The 19013-nt window shown below is 64.1% G+C and carries 8 protein-coding genes; 6 read left to right on the plus strand and 2 right to left on the minus strand.

Going from position 1 to position 19013, the window contains the following annotated elements; all coding sequences use genetic code 11:
- Nucleotides 1-23: 23 nt before the first annotated feature.
- The 5 genes from FB389_RS00990 (at nucleotide 24) to FB389_RS01010 (ending at nucleotide 14335) form a co-directional block, all read left to right on the plus strand.
- On the plus strand, nucleotides 24-2039 hold the full coding sequence (locus tag FB389_RS00990) for an APC family permease (protein ID WP_425467238.1): 2016 nt from the start codon (nucleotides 24-26) through the stop codon (nucleotides 2037-2039).
- A gap of 23 nt (nucleotides 2040-2062) precedes the next feature.
- A complete protein-coding gene (locus tag FB389_RS00995) occupies nucleotides 2063-3343 on the plus strand; it encodes a class I SAM-dependent RNA methyltransferase (RefSeq protein ID WP_142110963.1) in 1281 nt (426 codons plus the stop codon).
- A gap of 68 nt (nucleotides 3344-3411) precedes the next feature.
- Nucleotides 3412-5793 carry an HAD-IC family P-type ATPase gene (locus tag FB389_RS01000; protein ID WP_142110964.1) on the plus strand — a complete coding sequence of 794 codons (2382 nt, stop codon included), beginning with the start codon at nucleotides 3412-3414 and terminating at the stop codon, nucleotides 5791-5793.
- Between the two features lie 88 nt (nucleotides 5794-5881).
- Nucleotides 5882-8629, plus strand: a complete 2748-nt coding sequence (acnA, locus tag FB389_RS01005) for an aconitate hydratase AcnA (RefSeq protein ID WP_142110965.1) — start codon at nucleotides 5882-5884, stop codon at nucleotides 8627-8629.
- A gap of 300 nt (nucleotides 8630-8929) precedes the next feature.
- On the plus strand, nucleotides 8930-14335 hold the full coding sequence (locus FB389_RS01010) for an Ig-like domain repeat protein (protein ID WP_170207815.1): 5406 nt from the start codon (nucleotides 8930-8932) through the stop codon (nucleotides 14333-14335).
- A 151-nt stretch (nucleotides 14336-14486) separates the two neighbouring features.
- Here the strand turns inward: FB389_RS01010 and FB389_RS01015 are convergent, their stop codons facing one another.
- Together FB389_RS01015 and FB389_RS01020 are read right to left on the minus strand one after the other, a co-directional pair.
- Nucleotides 14487-15191 (minus strand): type 1 glutamine amidotransferase, encoded by a 705-nt coding sequence (locus tag FB389_RS01015; RefSeq protein ID WP_142110967.1) that lies wholly within the window; start codon nucleotides 15189-15191, stop codon nucleotides 14487-14489.
- Between the two features lie 3 nt (nucleotides 15192-15194).
- Nucleotides 15195-16649, minus strand: a complete 1455-nt coding sequence (locus FB389_RS01020) for a GuaB1 family IMP dehydrogenase-related protein (RefSeq protein WP_142110968.1) — start codon at nucleotides 16647-16649, stop codon at nucleotides 15195-15197.
- 334 nt (nucleotides 16650-16983) lie between these two features.
- On the opposite strand from FB389_RS01020, the gene dxs reads away from it, so the two are divergent.
- A complete protein-coding gene (dxs, locus tag FB389_RS01025; RefSeq protein ID WP_142110969.1) occupies nucleotides 16984-18858 on the plus strand; it encodes a 1-deoxy-D-xylulose-5-phosphate synthase in 1875 nt (624 codons plus the stop codon).
- Nucleotides 18859-19013 lie beyond the last annotated feature (155 nt).

Raw genomic sequence — 19013 nt, forward strand, 5'->3', positions numbered from 1 at the left:
CCGAGTGGTACTAGGCTTTCGCTGTGCCAGATTTCGGTGCCGCACTAAAGCGGCTCATTGTGGGCCGACCCATGCGATCCGATCGCGCGGGCGGCGCCCTGCTACCCAAGCGGCTCGCGTTGCCGGTATTTGCCTCGGATGCGCTGTCGTCGGTGGCATACGCGCCCGATGAGGTCCTGCTCACGCTCGCCATAGCAGGCGGGTCGGCCGTGATGATCTCACCGTGGATCGGCGTGGCGGTCGCCGTGGTCTTGATCACCGTGGTCTCGTCCTATCGGCAAACGGTGCGCGCCTACCCATCGGGCGGTGGGGACTACGAGGTGGCGACCACCAACCTGGGCGGTAACGCCGGTTTGGTCGTCGCCTCGGCGCTATTGGTCGATTACGTCTTGACCGTGGCTGTCTCGGTGAGCGCGGGGGTTCTGTACGCGGCGAGCGCCATCCCGGCCCTGCGCGATCACGAGGCCAGCGTTGCCGTGGGCGTCATCGTTGTCCTATCGCTCATCAACCTGCGGGGCCTGCGTGAATCGGGCCGCGTGCTCGCGGTGCCGGTCTACTTCTTCATGGGGGCCGTCGGGCTCACCGCCATAGTGGCGTTGGCGCGTCTGGCCCTCGGCACGCTGCCGGCAGTGGAAAGTGCGGCGTTCGACGTGGTAGCCGAGCCTGGCTACGAGCACGGGCTCGTGGGCGCCGTTGGGGCGTTCCTCATAGCACGCGCGTTTGCGTCGGGTGCGGCCGCCCTCACCGGCGTCGAAGCCGTCAGCAACGGCGTCCCCGCCTTCAAGAAGCCAAAGTCGAAGAACGCGGCGACGACCCTCGCTTTGCTTGGCGGCATAGCGGTAACGATGATCGTGACGATTCTGTTCTTGGCGAACAAGACCGGGGTCCGTTACGTCGATGACGTCAGCCAACTGCGGCTCAACGGTGCCCCCGTCCCCGCCGACTACGTCCAGCACCCCGTGCTCTCGCAGCTGGCGGAGGCGGCCTTCGCCGGGGTTCCGGTGATGTTCTACATCGTGTCGGCGGCCACCGGCGTCATCTTGTTCCTGGCGGCGAACACCGCATTCAACGGGTTCCCGATTCTCAGCTCGATACTCGCCCGCGACGGATACTTGCCGCGCCAACTGCACACCCGCGGGGACAGGCTCGTATTGTCGAACGGCATCATCATCCTGGCAGCCTTCGCCGCCGTGTTGGTGCTCTCCTTCGATGCTTCGGTCACGCGGCTGATTCAGTTGTACATCGTCGGCGTGTTTGTGTCCTTCACCCTTTCTCAGCTGGGCATGGTGCGGCACTGGTCGAAGGCGCTGGCCACGGAGGTGGATCAGGTAGAACGGCGCCGAATGATGCGTTCGCGCGTCGTCAACTCAATCGGGTTGAGTTTGACGTCGGCAGTGTTGGTCATCGTGTTGGTGACCAAGTTCACGCACGGTGCGTGGATTGCAATCGTCCTTATGGCCTGCATGTTTGTTCTCATGAAGGCAATTTCTCACCACTATTCGGTTGTTGCCGAGCAGGTGAGGTACGTCCCGACGGACGAATCGTCGCGATCGCTGCCCAGCCGGGTGCACGCGGTTGTGCTGGTGGCACGCATCCACAAGCCGACCATGCGCGCGATCGCCTACGCCCGCGCCACCAGGCCCTCGGAGCTGGAAGCGGTTACGGTGGCTGTTGATCCGGCGGAATCGGCGCAGATGCTGCGCGAGTGGGAGGAACTGGGAATACCGGCGCCGCTGCGAGTCCTGGATTCTCCCTACCGCGAGATTACGCGTCCGGTGATGCAGTACGTGCGCTCAATCCGCAGGCGTTCACCGCGCGATTTGGTCGTGGTCTTCATTCCCGAATACGTCGTGGCGCATTGGTGGGAGCAGGTTCTGCACAATCAGAGCGCCCTGCGTCTCAAGACGCGCCTGCTGTTTGTCCCCGGCGTCGTGGTAGCCTCCGTCCCGTGGCAGATGGCAGCGGCACCAGGGGTGCCAACAAAAATAAGCGGACCCGTAACAACCCACGGCGACCGGCAGCGCAACGCCCGCGCGTAGCCGGGCGCGACGGCGAGCACGAGGTGGCAAACAGAGCCGCCCTAGCCGATCCCAACGTCGGCACGATCGTGGAGTTGCAAGTCGGTGCGCCCGCGCACGGGGGTCACTGCGTGGCACGGTTGGAAGGTCGGGTGGTGTTTGTGCGTCACGCGATTCCCGGGGAAACCGTGCGCGCGCAGATCACGGAGGCAGGCAGCAAGGGGTTTTGGCGCGCCGACGCGATCGAGGTACTCAGTGCCTCCCCGGACAGAGTCGCCTCGCCGTGGCCCGCCGCAGGACCGGGCGGAGTCGGCGGCGCGGAGCTTGCGCACCTGAGGGGACCCGCGCAGCGGCGCTGGAAGGCGAGCGTGCTGAACGAACAGTTGCGCCGCCTCGCCGGCCTTGACATTGCTGCGCCGGTGGTCGCGGCGAGCGGTGACGACGATCGGGCGGCCATGGGATGGCGCACTCGAGCCTCCTTCGTTGTCGGACGAGATGGGCGCGCCGGTATGCGCCGATTCCGCTCGCACGACGTCGTTGCGTTGGATTCCATGCCGCTCGCAACCGAGGGGCTGCAGGCATTGCTGGAACAAGAAGAGGTGTTCTCCAGGAAGTGGAAGCCTGGCACGCTTATCGACGCCGTAGCGCCTGCCGACGGCAGCCCCGGCCTGATCCTGGTCAACGGCGTTCCGTGGCACCACGGTCGCGCCGATCACCGTGCTGGCACCCGCAAGACGGTCCAAGAGACCTTCCAGGTGCGCGGCCGCACCCTCACGTACCGCGTCACGGCCGCGGGCTTCTGGCAGGTTCACCGCATGGCGCCGCAGATTCTTGTCGCCCATGTTCTCAACCTGCTGGAACAGGGGCTCACGGCCGAAGGCCTGCGGGGAGCACGCGTCGCTGATCTGTATTCGGGTGCGGGACTGTTCACCGTGCCGCTGGCCGCCGCCGTCGGGCCCGCCGGGTCGGTGGCTTCAATCGAAGCAGGCGCGCAGGCGGTGCGAGACGCGCGGCGCAACCTCAAGAACTACGACACCGTCCAGTTCCACGAGGGGAAGGTCGAGTCGGTATTGCCGGGCCTCGGCGGCCCGTTCGACGCGATCGTGTTGGATCCGCCACGCACCGGGGCCGGCCGCTCGGTCGTGGAGGCGATCGCGGCGGTGGCGCCCCAGGTCATCGTCTATGTCGCCTGCGACCCCGCCGCCTTGGCCCGAGACATCGCGCTCCTGGCCGATCACGGGTACAGTGCCGAATCGGTGACGGGTTTCGACCTGTTCCCAGCTACACACCACCTGGAATCTGTAGCGTTGCTCACCCGCGCGTAAGCAACCTCGCTGGTATGAGCCAGCGCCTTGCCGCGAGATCGCGAGACACGACCCGTAGGGAGAACTGCATGACGAGCCTCGAAGGCCTCAACGCCGAGCAGGTGAAAGAACGGGTCGCTGCCGGGCGCACCAATGCCGTCGACGATTCGACTTCCCGGTCGATTGGCACGATCCTACGCGCCAACATTTTCACGCTCTTTAACCTGATTCTGACCACCGCCCTAGTCCTGGTCTTGATAACGGGTCGGTGGCCCGACGCCGTGTTCGGGTTCGTCATGCTGATCAACATCGCCATCGGTGTCTTCACGGAGATCAAGGCGAAACGAACCCTCGATCGGCTGTCCATCCTGGCGGCCCCGCACGCGCTGGTCGTGCGCGATGGTCAGCGCAAGGAAATCGCTCTCGGCGATGTCGTGATCGACGACATCGTTATCATCGCCACCGGCGACCAGGTTCCGGCCGATGGCACGTGCCTGGAGGTAACCGGCCTGGAGGTCGACGAGTCGCTCCTGACGGGGGAATCAAAGCCCGTTCACAAGAGCATCGATGACGAGGTCCTGTCCGGTTCGGCCGTCGTGGCCGGATCGGGAACCTACCGCGTCACGCGGGTCGGTGCCGATGGATACGCGAACAAGCTCACCGCCGCCGCGAAGCAGTATTCGCGGGCGCGCTCCGAACTGCAAGAGGGCATCAATAAGATCCTCAAAGTCGTATCGCTCATGATCGTCCCCATCGCTTTGCTGCTGGCCAACAGCCAATTGCAGGCGAAGGGCGGTTGGTCCCAGGCGCTGGCCGGCGAGCACTGGAAGGACGCCATCGTCGCCGCCGTCGCGGGCGTGGTCGGAATGATTCCCGACGGACTCGTCCTGCTGACCTCCCTCAACTTCGCGCTCGCGGCGATGCTGCTTGCCCGCAGCAAGGTGCTTGTGCAGGAGCTGCCGGCGGTGGAGGTGCTGGCCCGCGTTGATGTGCTGTGCCTCGACAAGACCGGCACAATCACCGACGGGTCGATTCGCCTGACCGAAATCCGCGAGCTCGCCGTCGACGCCAACGCCCGATCGGTGCTCGCCGCGCTTGCCGGTGTCGGGGGCGGAAACGCCACGTCATCCGCTTTGGCACAGGGATTAAAGGACGAGGCCCCCGCCTCCCTGACGGATCAGGTTCCTTTCTCGTCGGCGCGCAAGTGGTCCGCGATTGCCACGCGAGAGGGCGCCTGGGTCCTGGGTGCACCAGAAGTACTACTGGCCTCCCGCACGGACGGTGCGGCCCAGGGGGCGCTCGACCAGGTGAAAACGATCGCCGACACCGGGGCGCGCGTGGTGCTACTGGCGCGCAGCAGCAACGGAGCACTGCCGTCCGCTCGCCAGCCGCTCCCCGGTGACCTGATACCGGTCCTCATCGCGGTGTTGGGCGAGCACATCCGTGAGGATGCGGCCGAAACGTTGGCCTACTTCCGCAAACAACACGTCAGCGCGAAGGTGATATCGGGAGACAATCCCGACACAGTAGCCGCAATAGCCACCCGCGTGGACCTGCACGGCGACGGCAGGCAGCTAGTCGGCTACGACGCCCGCGAACTACCCGAAGACCTTGACGAACTGGCGGCCGTGCTGGAAGAACACGACGTTTTTGGGCGTGTGGTCCCCGAACAAAAGCGCGCGATCGTCCACTCGCTGCAAAGGACCGGCCGGGTCGTCGCGATGACCGGCGATGGGGTCAACGATTCCCTCGCTCTCAAGGACGCGGATCTGGGCATCGCGATGGGCAACGGCGCCGCCGCCACCAAAGCGGTCGCGCGGATCGTGCTGCTGGACGGGAAATTCTCTCGCCTGCCGGGAGTGCTGGGGCAGGGCAGGCGCGTCATGGCCAACATGGAACGCGTCTCCACGCTGTTCTTGACGAAGACAACATATTCGTTCCTGTTGGCGCTCGCGGTCGTCGCGTTGAGTTGGCCCTATCCGTTCTTGCCGCGGCACCTGACGCTGGCCTCGTCCCTAACAATTGGGATCCCCGCGTTCTTCCTTGCCCTTCCTCCCAACAATCGCAGGTACGTCGCCGGGTTCCTAAAGCGAGTGCTGACGTTCGCGATACCCATCGGGCTTGTCTTGGGCGTTGCGATCTTGACGGCCTACACGCTTCTTGGGGGGAGCCAGGACCCGGCAATGGCGCGAACAGCGACCACGGCGATGCTCATCGCCGCGGGACTGTGGATCGTGGCCGTTTTGGCGAGACCCTGGGCGCCGTGGAAGGTCGGGATGATCGTTGCGCTGGCGGTAGCCGGAATCGCCGCGTATCAAATCGGATTCGTGCGCAACTTCTTCATGCTAGAAACGGTGGACGCTCACCACTGGTACCAAGTGGCGGCCTGTGCGGCGGGATGCTGGATCCTCATCGAGATCATCTATCGGTGGCACCAAAGGCGATGGGCGCGCGACACAAAAGTATCTTGACGTCAAGATATTGCGGTAGGCTGAAGCGAACCCCCCAACGCGTCGCCATGCCCACGGCGGCGCCACATATGTCCTAAGGAGTTGCTTCGTGAGCAAGGTCGATTCCTTCGGTGCCCGCGGCACGCTGCAAGTCGGTGAGAACTCTTACGAGATCTACCGGTTGAATGCGGTGCCCGGAACCGAAAAACTTCCCTTCAGCCTCAAGGTGCTTGCCGAAAACCTGCTTCGCACCGAAGACGGTGCGAACATCACTGCCGACCACATCCGTGCCATAGCGTCGTGGGATCCGACGGCCCAGCCGAGCACCGAGATTCAGTTCACGCCCGCGCGCGTGATCATGCAGGACTTCACCGGTGTCCCGTGCGTCGTTGACCTTGCCACGATGCGTGAGGCCGTGGCCGATCTGGGCGGCGACCCCGAGCGGATCAACCCGCTGGCACCGGCGGAACTGGTCATCGACCACTCCGTGCAGATCGACGTGGCGGGTCGCGCCGACGCGTTCGAGCGCAACGTCGAGATCGAATACCAGCGCAACCACGAGCGGTACCAGTTCCTGCGGTGGGGGCAGACGGCATTCGATGATTTCAAGGTCGTGCCGCCGGGCACCGGAATCGTGCACCAGGTCAACATCGAATACCTGGCGCGGGTGACCATGACCCGCGAGGTCGATGGCGTTGTCCGTGCCTACCCCGACACGTGCGTCGGAACCGATTCGCACACCACGATGGTCAATGGCCTTGGCGTGCTGGGGTGGGGAGTGGGCGGCATTGAGGCCGAGGCAGCAATGCTGGGCCAACCCGTTTCGATGCTGATTCCGCGCGTTGTCGGTTTCAAGCTCACCGGGACCATCCCGTCCGGCGTCACCGCCACCGACGTGGTCCTCACCATCACCCAGATGCTGCGCCAGCACGGGGTCGTCGGAAAGTTCGTCGAGTTCTACGGGGCCGGCGTTGCGCAGGTTCCTCTCGCGAACCGCGCAACCATCGGAAACATGAGCCCGGAGTTCGGGTCCACGGCCGCGATCTTCCCCATCGACGATGTGACGCTGGATTACCTGCGGCTGACCGGGCGTTCCGACGAGCAGGTTGCGCTCGTTGAGGCGTACAGCAAAGAACAGGGGTTGTGGCACAACTCCGCGCACGAGCCGCAGTTCTCTGAGTACCTGGAGCTGGATCTGTCGACGGTGGTCCCGTCGATCGCGGGGCCCAAGCGTCCGCAGGACCGCATTCAACTGGCCGATGCCAAGCAGCAGTTCCTGCGCGACCTTCCCAACTACGCCGACGAATCGATCAACAAGATCGACGAGGCCGAAAAGGAATCGTTCCCGGCCTCGGATTCTCCGGCCATTGCGGTCGGGCAGGGCTTCCACACGCCCTACCCGGTTGTCGCTGCGGATGGGCGCGAATACAACCTGTTCAACGGTGCGGTGGCCATCGCATCGATCACCTCGTGCACCAACACGTCGAACCCGTCGGTCATGCTGGCTGCGGGTCTGCTGGCCAAGAAGGCCGTCGAGCGCGGACTCACTGCGAAGCCGTGGGTCAAGACCTCTATGGCCCCCGGGTCGCAGGTGGTTACGAACTACTACGAAAAGGCCGGACTGTGGCCGTACCTGGAGCAGTTGGGATTCCACCTGGTCGGCTACGGTTGTGCGACCTGCATCGGTAACTCGGGCCCGCTGGCCCCCGAAGTCTCTCAGGTAGTCAACGACAACGACCTAGCGGTCGTGTCGGTGTTGTCCGGAAACCGCAACTTTGAGGGGCGCATCAACCCCGACGTGAAGATGAACTACCTCGCGTCGCCGCCGCTGGTGATCGCGTACGCGCTGGCAGGCACGATGGAATTCGATTTCGAAACCGAACCGCTCGGCTTCGGCAGCGACGGGCAACCGATTTTCCTGCAGGACATCTGGCCGAGTGCGGCGGAAGTGCAGGCCACTATCGATACCTCGATCAATCGCGACATGTTTACGTCCGATTATGCGGATGTTTTCGCGGGGGATGAGCGCTGGCGTTCGCTCGACACTCCGACCGGCTCCACATTCGCCTGGGACGGCGAATCGACCTATGTTCGCAAGCCCCCGTACTTCGAGGAAATGGGCCTGACGCCCGCGCCCGTGTCCGACATCACCGGCGCGCGGGTGCTTGCAAAGCTAGGCGATTCCGTGACCACGGACCACATTTCTCCCGCGGGTGCGATCAAGCCGGGTACCCCGGCCGCGCAGTACCTCGAGGACCACGGGGTAGCCCGCAAGGACTTCAACAGCTACGGCTCGCGCCGCGGCAACCACGAAGTGATGATCCGCGGGACGTTCGCCAACATCCGGCTGCGCAACCAACTCCTGGATGGGGTCGAGGGCGGTTACACGTTCAACTTCGTCACCGGCGAGCAGTCGTTCATCTACGATGCGGCGCAGGACTACGCGGCCGCCGGAATCCCGCTGGTTGTTCTGGGAGGGAAAGAATACGGTTCCGGTTCATCGCGGGACTGGGCGGCGAAGGGAACGTCGCTGCTGGGAGTGCGCGCGGTGATCGCCGAGTCGTTTGAGCGAATCCACCGGTCGAACCTGATCGGGATGGGCGTCTTGCCGCTCCAGTTCCCGGCGGGTGAATCGGCACAATCTCTGGGGCTCGACGGCACCGAAACGTTCGACATCGCGGGGGTCACCGAACTCAACGAGGGCGTCACACCAAATACTCTGCGCGTGACAGCGCGCCGCGCGGACGGTGGCGAAGTGACGTTCGATGCGGTCCTGCGAATCGACACGCCCGGTGAGGCCGACTACTACCGCAACGGCGGGATCTTGCAGTACGTCCTTCGCTCGCTGGTCTCGTAGGGTTTTTCGCAGGTGAGTCGCCGCTCGCTTGCGAAACTATCGCCCCTGAGGCGCGTTTTTACCCATTCTTTCGCAACGGGAGCGCCTCGGGGGCGTTTTTTCACACGGCAGGCGCCTTGACCTGCCTATATATGAGTCGTAGAGTCCGATGTACGACAGCGTTGTCTGGTTGTCGATCGGTATCGTGTGCCAGTAGGCATCAACACATGTGAGCATGGGAGTGCAATGAAGCGTTCTACTCAGCCACCTGCGAGCGGCTGCATTCGAAAAGGGTGGGCCGCTAGGCCTGCAATAGTGGGGGTGACCGCCCTCGCCCTGTGCGCGACGCTGGGGGGCGTGGCGCCCGTGGCCTCGGCAGATTCCCAGGCAGCGGCGCGGTGGTCATCGACGTACGAGTCTGGTCAGCCGCAGCCTTTGGCCGCCAGCGCTCTCGACACGCCCGTCGGCGTGCACGGGACGACAAGCAGCATCATGCGGCTAGTCACCAGCGTGTACTCACCAGACGGCGGCAAAGGAGGTGAAAACGCCGGAATGATCGCGGACCGGAATTCCGCGACGAAGTGGTTCGCGGGAAAGAAGCCCACGGCAAGCAACTCGATCGAGGTCATTTACTCCCTCTCGGAGGCGGCGGTCGCCACGTCCTACCAATTGGTATCAGGCAACGATTCCAAAGAGCGCGACCCCAAATCGTGGCAGGTGTTCGGCAGCAATTCAGACAGCGCGGCGACTGCGGTCGGCGACGGGTCGTGGACCCCAATCGCGAGCGAGGAGAATGTTGACCTGGGCCCAAGCGGAAGCAGCGGGCGGAACTATTCGAGCTGGTTCGACGTGGACCAGAGCGCCAGCTACCGGTACTACAAGCTCAAGGTGGTCGACAACCAGGGGGCCAGCGGTGCTTTCCAGCTCGCCGACTGGACCCTGCTGAGTTCCCAGGACATTTCCGAGGGAGCGTTGGTGAGCGACCCTCAGTCCGCGATCTCCTCCGCCACATCGTCCTACTCGAACGCAGGCAACGAAAATGAGACGCTCGATGCGCTGCGGGACCGCAGGTACGATTCGAAGTGGCTGGGAACAGCTCCCGAGGGCGGTCCCACCACCGAGAACCCCGGCATAATCACCTACACCCTTTCGTCCGCGCAGAAGATCAGCTCGTACGACATCGTGTCCGGAAACGATGCCGTCGAGCGCGATCCGAAGAACTGGACGATTCGCGGTACCAACGACGCCGCCGCGCTCAACGATCAGTCCAGCGAATCGTGGAAGGTCATTGATACGGTTTCGGACGCAACCTGGACCGGCCGCAAGGCCCGCAACCACTATGATCTCGACGAGCCGGGATCGTACAAGTACATCCAGATGGTCGTCACGGCCAACGCCGGCAACAACAACCGGTTGCAGATGGGCGACTGGACCCTCTACGGCACCAACGACGCGGCGCCGCAGGCCACGTCCGTCCTGGCAGTTTCGACTGCGGACATTCGCGCGACCAACCAGTCCAGCGAACTGAGCACGGCACACGGCTCGGCAGCACTGCGCTACGACGGCCAAATCACGCCGGATGCCGAGTCGGCTGTGGCCTCGAACTCCGTCGTCCACGATGACCTCAACGTCACAATTGCCGACGGTACCGCGCTGAGCTACGACATCGACCCCTTGACCGCAGAGGGTGCGAAAGTCATCGCAGACATCGCCTACACCGATGCGAATGGCACCAACGAGCAGTTCCTGTCGCAGCTTTCCGGTGTTTCCGACAGCGCCGGTGTGTCCTTTACGCCGGCCGCGTACGGGACCGCGCTGACCCAAAACGCGTGGAACCACGTGCGCGTTGACCTGTCCGCGCTTGCTGGCAAGGTGGTGACGCGCGTAGTGCTGCGCTTCGCCGATGCGGAAGCACAGTCGGGGGCGAAGGTAACGGGGCTGATCGACAACGTGACCGTCGCGGCCAACGGATTCGCGGGGTCACTGCGCCTCAACGATGTACCGGCATCGTTCACCGCTTACGCGGGCAAGGCCGTCAACGGTTCGGTGGGTGTGATCGCCGGGGCGGCGCTGGTCCCGAGCGACGCCACCATCGCGGCGACCTTGGATCTCAACGACGGGCACGATGCGCTTTCCCTCGTCGCAACGAAGACCGCGGATGGCTACGTGCTGACAGTTCCCGCGGCAGCGCGGGTGGCCGCGGCCGGGCAGTACGACGCAACGATTAGCGTGTCGGTCGGCGAGGAAACCGCCGTGGCGCAGCTCCCGGTGACCGTCATCGCGGACTCGACACTGACCACGGCAACTGCCTCGATCGCGAACCTGACTTGCTTTGTGCAGAGCGGGATCGCCGGTGATTGCGACGGAAATGGCTACGCCTACGACCGCGCGAAGCTCACTGACTTGGGCTATTCGTTCGGAGCCAACGGTACTGTCAACATCGACGGAACAACGTTCAACTTCGAGGTTCCGAACATCCCAGTCGGACAGCCCGATACGATCACGCCCGCCGGGCAGCGGTGGAACATCACTGTTCCCCAGGGCGCTACTAAGCTATCGTTCCTGGGCACCGCAAACGAGGGCACCAAGTCCCGCGAGCTGACCATCGTCTACACCGACGAAACGGAACAGAACGTCACGGTCACGTTCGGGGACTGGGCGACTGGCGATACCAGCAACTTCACTAACAACGGCAACACCGTCGTGGCGCGCCCGCAGGGCCGCCTGAAGGGCGCATCGGAATCGGACGACAAGTATTCGGCGGTGCTGGCGTCTGCCCCCGTGGACTTGCAAGCAGACAAGACCGTGGACTACATCCAGCTGCCGGTCAAATCCGGGACGCTCAAGCCCGACGGCCAGGTTCACCTCTTCACCTTCGCAACCGATGCCGCTGTCGCCGCACAGGCGCCAGCTCCCGTCCTCGAGGCTACCTCGGGAATCGAGGCGACCCCCGGGGTGGCCCTGACTAGCCCCCTCGTAACAGTGACAACGGGACAGGCGCCCCTGACCGCGACGATCAACTGGGGCGATGGCTCACCCGTAACCACGGGTTCGGTCGTAGACGGCAAGGTCTTCGGCGACCACGCCTACCAGGCGGTCGGAACCTACACGGCCGTTGTCACGGTCACGGGTAACGGAACGAGCGCTACCCAATCCGTCACGATTGCGGTTGGTAAGCACGCGGCGACCGTCGCGTTGTCGGGGCCTGCGGCTTCACCGGTCGGCGCGGCCGGATCCGTAGTTGCAACGATCCAACCCGCGACGGCAACCGGTACCGTGCAGTTCGTGGTCGATGGCCAGGCAAGCGGTGCGCCGGTTCAGATTGCGGATGCTAAGGCGTCGTTCGATATTTCGACGCTGCCGGCAGGCAGCCACACCATCGTGGCCACCTACTCCGGTGACGACACGACCTCGTCCGCGACGTCCGCGGCGCACACGGTTGTCATCAACAAGGTGGCATCTGCGGTCACTTTGAGCGGGGTTGAGACCGCGACGGTTGGGGCATCCAATGTCCTGACCGCTACGGTGACGCCCGCGACGGCAACCGGTACCGTGCAGTTCGTGGTCGATGGCCAGGCAAGCGGTGCGCCGGTTCAGATTGCGGATGCTAAGGCGTCGTTCGATATTTCGACGCTGCCGGCAGGCAGCCACACCATCGTGGCCACCTACTCCGGTGACGACGCGACCTCGTCCGCGACGTCCGCGGCGCACACGGTTGTCATCAACAAGGTGGCATCTGCGGTCACTTTGAGCGGGGTTGAGACCGCGACGGTTGGGGCATCCAATGTCCTGACCGCTACGGTGACGCCCGCGACGGCAACCGGCACCGTCCAATTCGCTATCGATGGCGCGGCGGCCGGAGAACCGGTGGCGCTCACGGCTGGCGCCGCGACGTTCAACACGCAGGTGCTCACTGCCGGTACACACACGATCACCGCGACGTATCTCGGCAACGAGCAATACGCGCAGGCCAGCGTGCAAAAGACGCTGACGATCACGAAGGTGGCCTCGTCGCTGGTCATTGACGCGAATGCGACGACAGTCACGGTCGGCGACCCGATCACGCTGACGGCGACCCTCAGCCCCGCCACCGCGGGAAAGACTGTCGCCTTCTTCGCGGGTGATGAGGAACTAGGCACCGCGACCACGGATGCGCAGGGCAAGGCGACGTGGGCGTTGAACGCGAGCGCCGAAGGCACCACCGCGTACCGGGCGACGTTTGCCGGAGATGACACGCTGACGCAAGCGCAGACGGACCAGTCCGTGAGCGTCACGGTGAGCAAGAAGGAGCTCGCCGCCGGCGACGTCGTAATCGCAATCCCGGAAGAGGTAACCGCGGGAGCAGATCAGGAGCTGTCGATCACACTTCCTGCCGACGCTACGGGTACTGTCACCTTCACCATCAACGGCGTCGCGCACGAGGTGAATGTCGTCGATGGTAAGGCCTCATTTGGGACGAGTTCCCTGCCCGTCGGTGACTCAACGATCACGATCACGTACTCCGGTGACAGCAAGTACGGGTCCATGACAACGACCAAGGACGTCTACGTCGACAAGGCTCGGCCCGCGGTGACGGTCACGGCCGACAAGACGAATGCCACGTTCGGGGCGTCCGTTGTGGTCACGGCGCAGGTACCGGCGGGAACCACCGGTACGGTGACGTTCGAGGAGAACGGGCAGGCCCTGGGTGATCCGATCGCGATCGACGCCGAGGGACTGGCTAGCATCACGATCTCCACGCCGGCCGCCGGCGAGCACACGATCACGGCCAACTATTCGGGCGACGCGAACAACGAGGCGTCGACCTCGTCGGTCGAATTCACGATCGACCAGGCAGACACCACGGTGACCCTGAGCTCCGCTGATTCGACCATCAAGGCAGGGAAGCCAGTCGCCCTCACGGCGACGGTGGACCCGGCAGCAGCGGGCGGCACTGTAACGTTCCTGCAGGATGGCAAGGCGATTGGTGAGCCCGTAACGGTGCAGGATGGCATCGCGATCCTCAGCGTTCCGGATCTGGCAGTTGGCAGCTACGTGTTTACCGCGAAGTTCACGGGTGACACGAACTACGCCGGCAGCGAATCGAGTGCCCTCAACGTTTCCGTGGAAGCGGTGAAGGTTCCCGTGGTGCCCGCGTTGGGCGTCGTCAGTGCGTCCGGATCGAAGCAGGTTTACGGGCAGGTTGATGCGGCGAAACTGATTGCCGTAAGCGTCCAGGTCACGAACGCGACCGCGGGCACGGTGGTGTTCTCGAGCGATACCCTGGTGATCGCGACCGCGCAGATCCAAAAGGTCAACGGCGCGTACGTGGCGAAGGCCCGCTTGGAATCCGACTTGGCCGTGGGGAAGTACGGTTCGCTGCGGGCAACTGCTCTGATTGACGGCAAGCTGTACGTGACGACGGTCGATGGTGCCGGGTTCACGATCACCAAGCCTGCGGTGGCCAAGGCGATCAAGGTCCGCGCCAAGAAGTTCAAGGCTGGCAAACGGCCCAAGGTGACGGTCACCGTTGGCAAACTGAGCAACGGGCGCGTCGCGACCGGTTCGGTCAAGATCACGGTCGGCAAGAAGTACACCAAGACCGTGAAGCTTCGCAACGGTAAGGCAAAGGTCACGCTGAAGCGCTCCAAGAAGACCATCAAGGTCCGCGCTCAGTACCGTCCGGATCGGGCGAGCAACGGTCTTGCTGCCAAGTCGAAGGTAGTCAAGGTGAAGGTCCGCAAGTAGGTTTTGTCGGTCCTGTTACGTGGCGGTGGCCCGCATCCGATTTGGTTCAGGTGCGGACCACAGCTGTTGGGTGCGGGTTGCATCGCGCGCGCGGGGGAATGCGGGCCACCGCTGTGGGGTGCGACTATCCGCCCCCTGGGACGGGCGCGGCCTAGCGCGCGGTGAACCAGGAAGCGATACCGCGAGCGGCAGCGGGCGCCAGTTCCGCCAGTCGGGTACATCCCGCGGAGCCCAGGGAACCGATTTCCGCTTCGGACAGTTCGGCGCGCATGACCGGTTCACGGAGCCACTCACGAAGCTGATTTGCATCCACCTCCAGGTGAAACTGCATCCCAAGCGCGTTACCGACGGCGAAAGCCTGCACCGGCGTCGAAGCGGAAGTTGCGAGCACCGTCGCCCCGGGTGGCGCCGAGACGGTGTCCCCGTGCCAGTGCAGGACCTCCAGGCGCGTCGGTTCAGGGCGCTCGATTGCGGCAAACAGGGGGTAAGCGACACCCGCAGGGGTCAAGTCCACGGCGCTGATGCCCACTTCCCGCGTCGCACCCGATCGCAGGTCGCCGCCCAAGGCCACGGCCACCAGCTGCATACCGAGGCACACCCCAAGCACGGGAACGCCCGCGGCGCAGCACTGGGCGATGAGCCGACGTTCCGACGCCAGTCCCGGGAATTCTGCGTCATCGAGGGCACCCATCGGCCCACCCATAACAACAAGCGCATCAATATCCGCGGGCGTTGGAACGGGTGGGCGGGCCTCGTCCACGATATTGACCGTGCGAACCTCACGCCCCGCCAGCGCGCCGCGAATCATCCCGGCATGCTCCCAGGGTCGATGCTCAATGATGAGGGTGTAGCTCACGGGTCACCAACTGCGGGGGAGCGGGCGGCCTTCTTCGTACCCGGCCGCGCTTTGGATCCCGACCACGGCATTTTCCGCGAACTCGCTGAGTGTCACCGCTCCCGCATAGGTGCACGACGATCGCAAACCCGACGTGATGTCGTCGATGAGGTCTTCCACGCCGGGGCGTGCCGGGTCAATGAACATTTTGGAGGACGAGATACCCTCTTGGTAAAGAGCCTTTCGCGCGCGATCGAATGGATCCGTGCCTGCCGTCCGGGCCGCCACCGCGCGCGCGGAGGCCATTCCGAAGGATTCTTTGTATACACGCCCGGTGCTGTCGTGGTTCATCTCGCCGGGGGATTCATGCGTGCCCGCAAACCACGACCCGATCATGACCTGGCTCGCACCGGCGGCAAGCGCGAGGGCGACGTCGCGGGGGTGGCGAACTCCGCCGTCGGCCCACACATGGGCGCCCACATCCGCCGCCGCCCGCGCGCATTCAAGCACGGCCGAAAACTGTGGCCGGCCAACTCCGGTTTGCATGCGGGTCGTGCACATTGCCCCGGGGCCAACCCCGACTTTCACGATCGACGCTCCCGCGGAGACCAAATCTCGCACGCCTTGGGCGGTAACCACATTGCCCGCGACCACCGGAACCCCGGGCCCAAGCGACGTCACGCGCCGCAACGCGTCAATCATTTTCTCCTGGTGGCCGTGAGCAGTGTCGACCACCAGCACGTCGGCGCCCGCCTCGAGTAGGGCTGCCGCCTTGCCCTCGACATCCCCGTTGATACCGATAGCGGCGCCCACCAGCAGCTTGCCGTCCGCATCGAGCGCGGGTGCGTACACGGAAGATCGCACGGCTCCCGTTTGGGATATGACGCCGACCAGGGCGCCGGTTGCATCGACCACGGGCAAGAACTTGCGGCGCGATTCGGTCAATTCGGCGTAGACGTGCCGCAGGCCGCTGCCGTCCTCACCGATCTGGGAAAGCTCAATGGTCGTTGGCCGCGGTGTCATCACCGCGTGTGCCTGTGCGAATCGGTCGACGCCTTCGCAATCGGCGGTCGTGATAATCCCCACGGGCTTGCCCTCGTCGGTCACAATCGCAGCGCCGTGTGCTCGTTTGGGTATTAGCGCCAACACCGCGCCCAGCGTGTCCGTCGGTGCTACGGTGACTGCCGTTTCAACGATGGGGTGGCAGCGTTTGACCTTGTCGATGACCCTGGCGACGACATCTTGCGGGATATCTTGGGGAATGATCGTAATGGCGCCCCGGCGGGCCGTTGTCTCCGCCATGCGGCGCCCCGCGATGGCCGTCATGTTGGCCACGACCAGTGGCGTGGTGTTCCCTACGTCATCTTGGGGGGTCAGATCGACGTCGAACCGGGATCTGACATCCGAGCGTGATGGGACGAGGAAGACGTCGCCGTAGGTGAGGTCGCGGTCGAGGGTGTGGCCGGGAAGAAATCTCATGCGTCCAGTCTAGTTACTGCGTTGTCGGATGGGTGGAGCCCGGGGCGTGAATTGGGGGTGGCTAGATGGTACTGGTATGCGCTGGGTCGATTTGCGCGGTGGTAGCTCAGGCTGGCGTGATCGTGAGCCGATTCAGGTCTTATGCGAGCTGGTGGTGTGCCAGCTGGTGGTGTGATCTGGTGCGATTGTGCACTGGGCGAGGGGTGAATTGGTTAGGGCATGCGGCTCAAATCGAACGTCGATGCCGGTGTGGCGATAGAGTGGTACGAGTTTGTCCCGCCGCGGCGTGTCTGTCGCGATCGCACTTGCGGGACCACCGAAGAAGGGATGGTACGTGGGCGTTCTGGAGCGTATTAAATCGCCAAGTGACGTGCGTAAACTCACCACCGCGCAGGCCATCCAACTGGCGTCGGAACTGCGCACGTTCCTGGTGCAATCGGTATCGCAAACTGGTGGGCACCTAGGGCCAAATCTCGGTGTTGTTGAACTTACGATTGCCCTTCACCAGGTTTTCGATTCGCCACGCGACACCCTTGTATTCGATACCGGGCACCAGGCCTATGTCCACAAGATACTGACCGGACGCAACGACTTTTCATCGCTCCGCAAACAGGGCGGGCTCTCGGGGTATCCGTCCCGCGCGGAGTCCGAGCACGATGTCGTCGAGAATTCCCATGCGTCCACCTCGCTGAGCTGGGCCGACGGGATTGCCCAGGGATACCGGTTGCAGGGTGGATCGACTCGGCACGTGGCTGCCGTGATTGGTGACGGCGCTCTGACCGGCGGCATGGCATGGGAAGCGCTCAATAACATCGCCGCATCCAAGGACTTGCCCCTCGTGATCGTTGTCAACGATAACGGTCGTTCTTACGCGCCGACCATCGGCGGTCTCGCGCACCACCTAGACACGCTTCGCGCCACGCGCGGCTACGAAAACGTGCTTGACTGGGGAAAGAAGGCGTTGAACAGGTCCGGCCCGCCCGGAAGGTTGGCCTACGACGCATTGCACGGGTTGAAAAAGGGACTTCGTGATGTCGTAATGCCCTCGGGGATGTTCGAAGATCTGGGACTGAAGTACATCGGCCCCATCGACGGACATGACATCGTTGCACTGGCTCGCGCCCTGCGTCGTGCCAAGGACTTTGGCGGTCCAGTCTTGGTCCACGTGATGACCGAGAAGGGCCGTGGTTACACCCCCGCCGAACGCGACACCGCGGATAGATTCCACGGAATCGGGCCCATCCATCCCGAAACTGGGTTGCCGATCGCCCCGTCGCGATTTGGGTGGACTTCAGTATTTTCGGACGAGATCGCCCAAATCGCGCGGCAGCGCGAAGACGTTGTGGCGATCACCGCCGCGATGCTGCGCCCGGTGGGCCTGGCCGAGTTTGCCGAACAGTTCCCGGAACGCGTTTTCGACGTCGGAATTGCCGAACAACATGCGGTCACCGCGGCCGCGGGCATGGCGTTCGCCGGCCTGCACCCCGTTATTGCGATGTACGCGACGTTCCTGAACCGTGCGTTCGACCAGATCCTGTTGGACGCGGCCTTACACAAAGCCGGGATAACGATCGTGTTGGACCGAGCCGGGGTCACGGGCGATGACGGTCCTAGCCACAACGGGATGTGGGACATGTCCCTCGTAGGCATCGTGCCGGGTCTCCGCCTGGCTGCGCCGCGCGATGAGCCTACCTTGCGATCTGCCTTGCGTGATGCGGTGAAAATCCACGATGGCCCAACGGTGGTTCGATACCCGAAGGGCCCAGTCGGCCCCCTGATTCCCGCTTCTGAGGTGCGTAACGGCATCGATGTCCTTGCGGAACACGGTGCGAACAGCGGCACCAGAGTGTTGGTTCTGGGCGTCGGCGCTATGGCGGCGCTTGCAGTTGAGGTCGGCAGTAGTCTCGCCGCCGAGGACATGCTGGTGACCGTGGTTTCGCCGACTTGGGTTCTGCCGGTACCCGCTGCCCTGGTGGAACTGGCCGCCGACGCCGACCTGGTGATAACGATCGAGGACGGCCTGGTGGTGGACGGAGTCGGGTCACGGGTGCTGGCCGAATCGGCGGTCGCCGGGGTGACCGTGCCGTTCCTGATGCGTGGCATAGGGCAGCGATTCGTGGAACACGCATCGCGGGCGCAGGTACTGGCCGAGGAGCGGCTGACCGCAAGCGATATAGTGGCCGACGCGAAGAGAGCGCTCAATCGTTAGATTCGGTCTGCCATTCAGGCCCAGTGACCTCATGCGTGTACGATACGGCTGCGTTCCCGGTGCCGCTGCCGAATCAGCGCGGTTCGCGGTGCCGCTGCCGAATCAGCGCGGCGCGACCGTGAATTGCAGGAGCGTGCGCGACGGTGAATTGCAGG

It is taken from the genome of Rarobacter incanus (genome assembly GCF_006715765.1).
In the GTDB taxonomy this organism is placed as follows: Bacteria; Actinomycetota; Actinomycetes; order Actinomycetales; family Cellulomonadaceae; genus Rarobacter; species Rarobacter incanus.

What these genes read in the sequence shown, in the direction of transcription:
- FB389_RS01000 (WP_142110964.1), top strand. Translation starts at nt 3,412, where the DNA reads ATGACGAGCCTCGAAGGCCTCAACGCCGAGCAGGTGAAAGAACGGGTC.
- FB389_RS01020 (WP_142110968.1), bottom strand. Translation starts at nt 16,649, where the DNA reads ATGAGATTTCTTCCCGGCCACACCCTCGACCGCGACCTCACCTACGGC.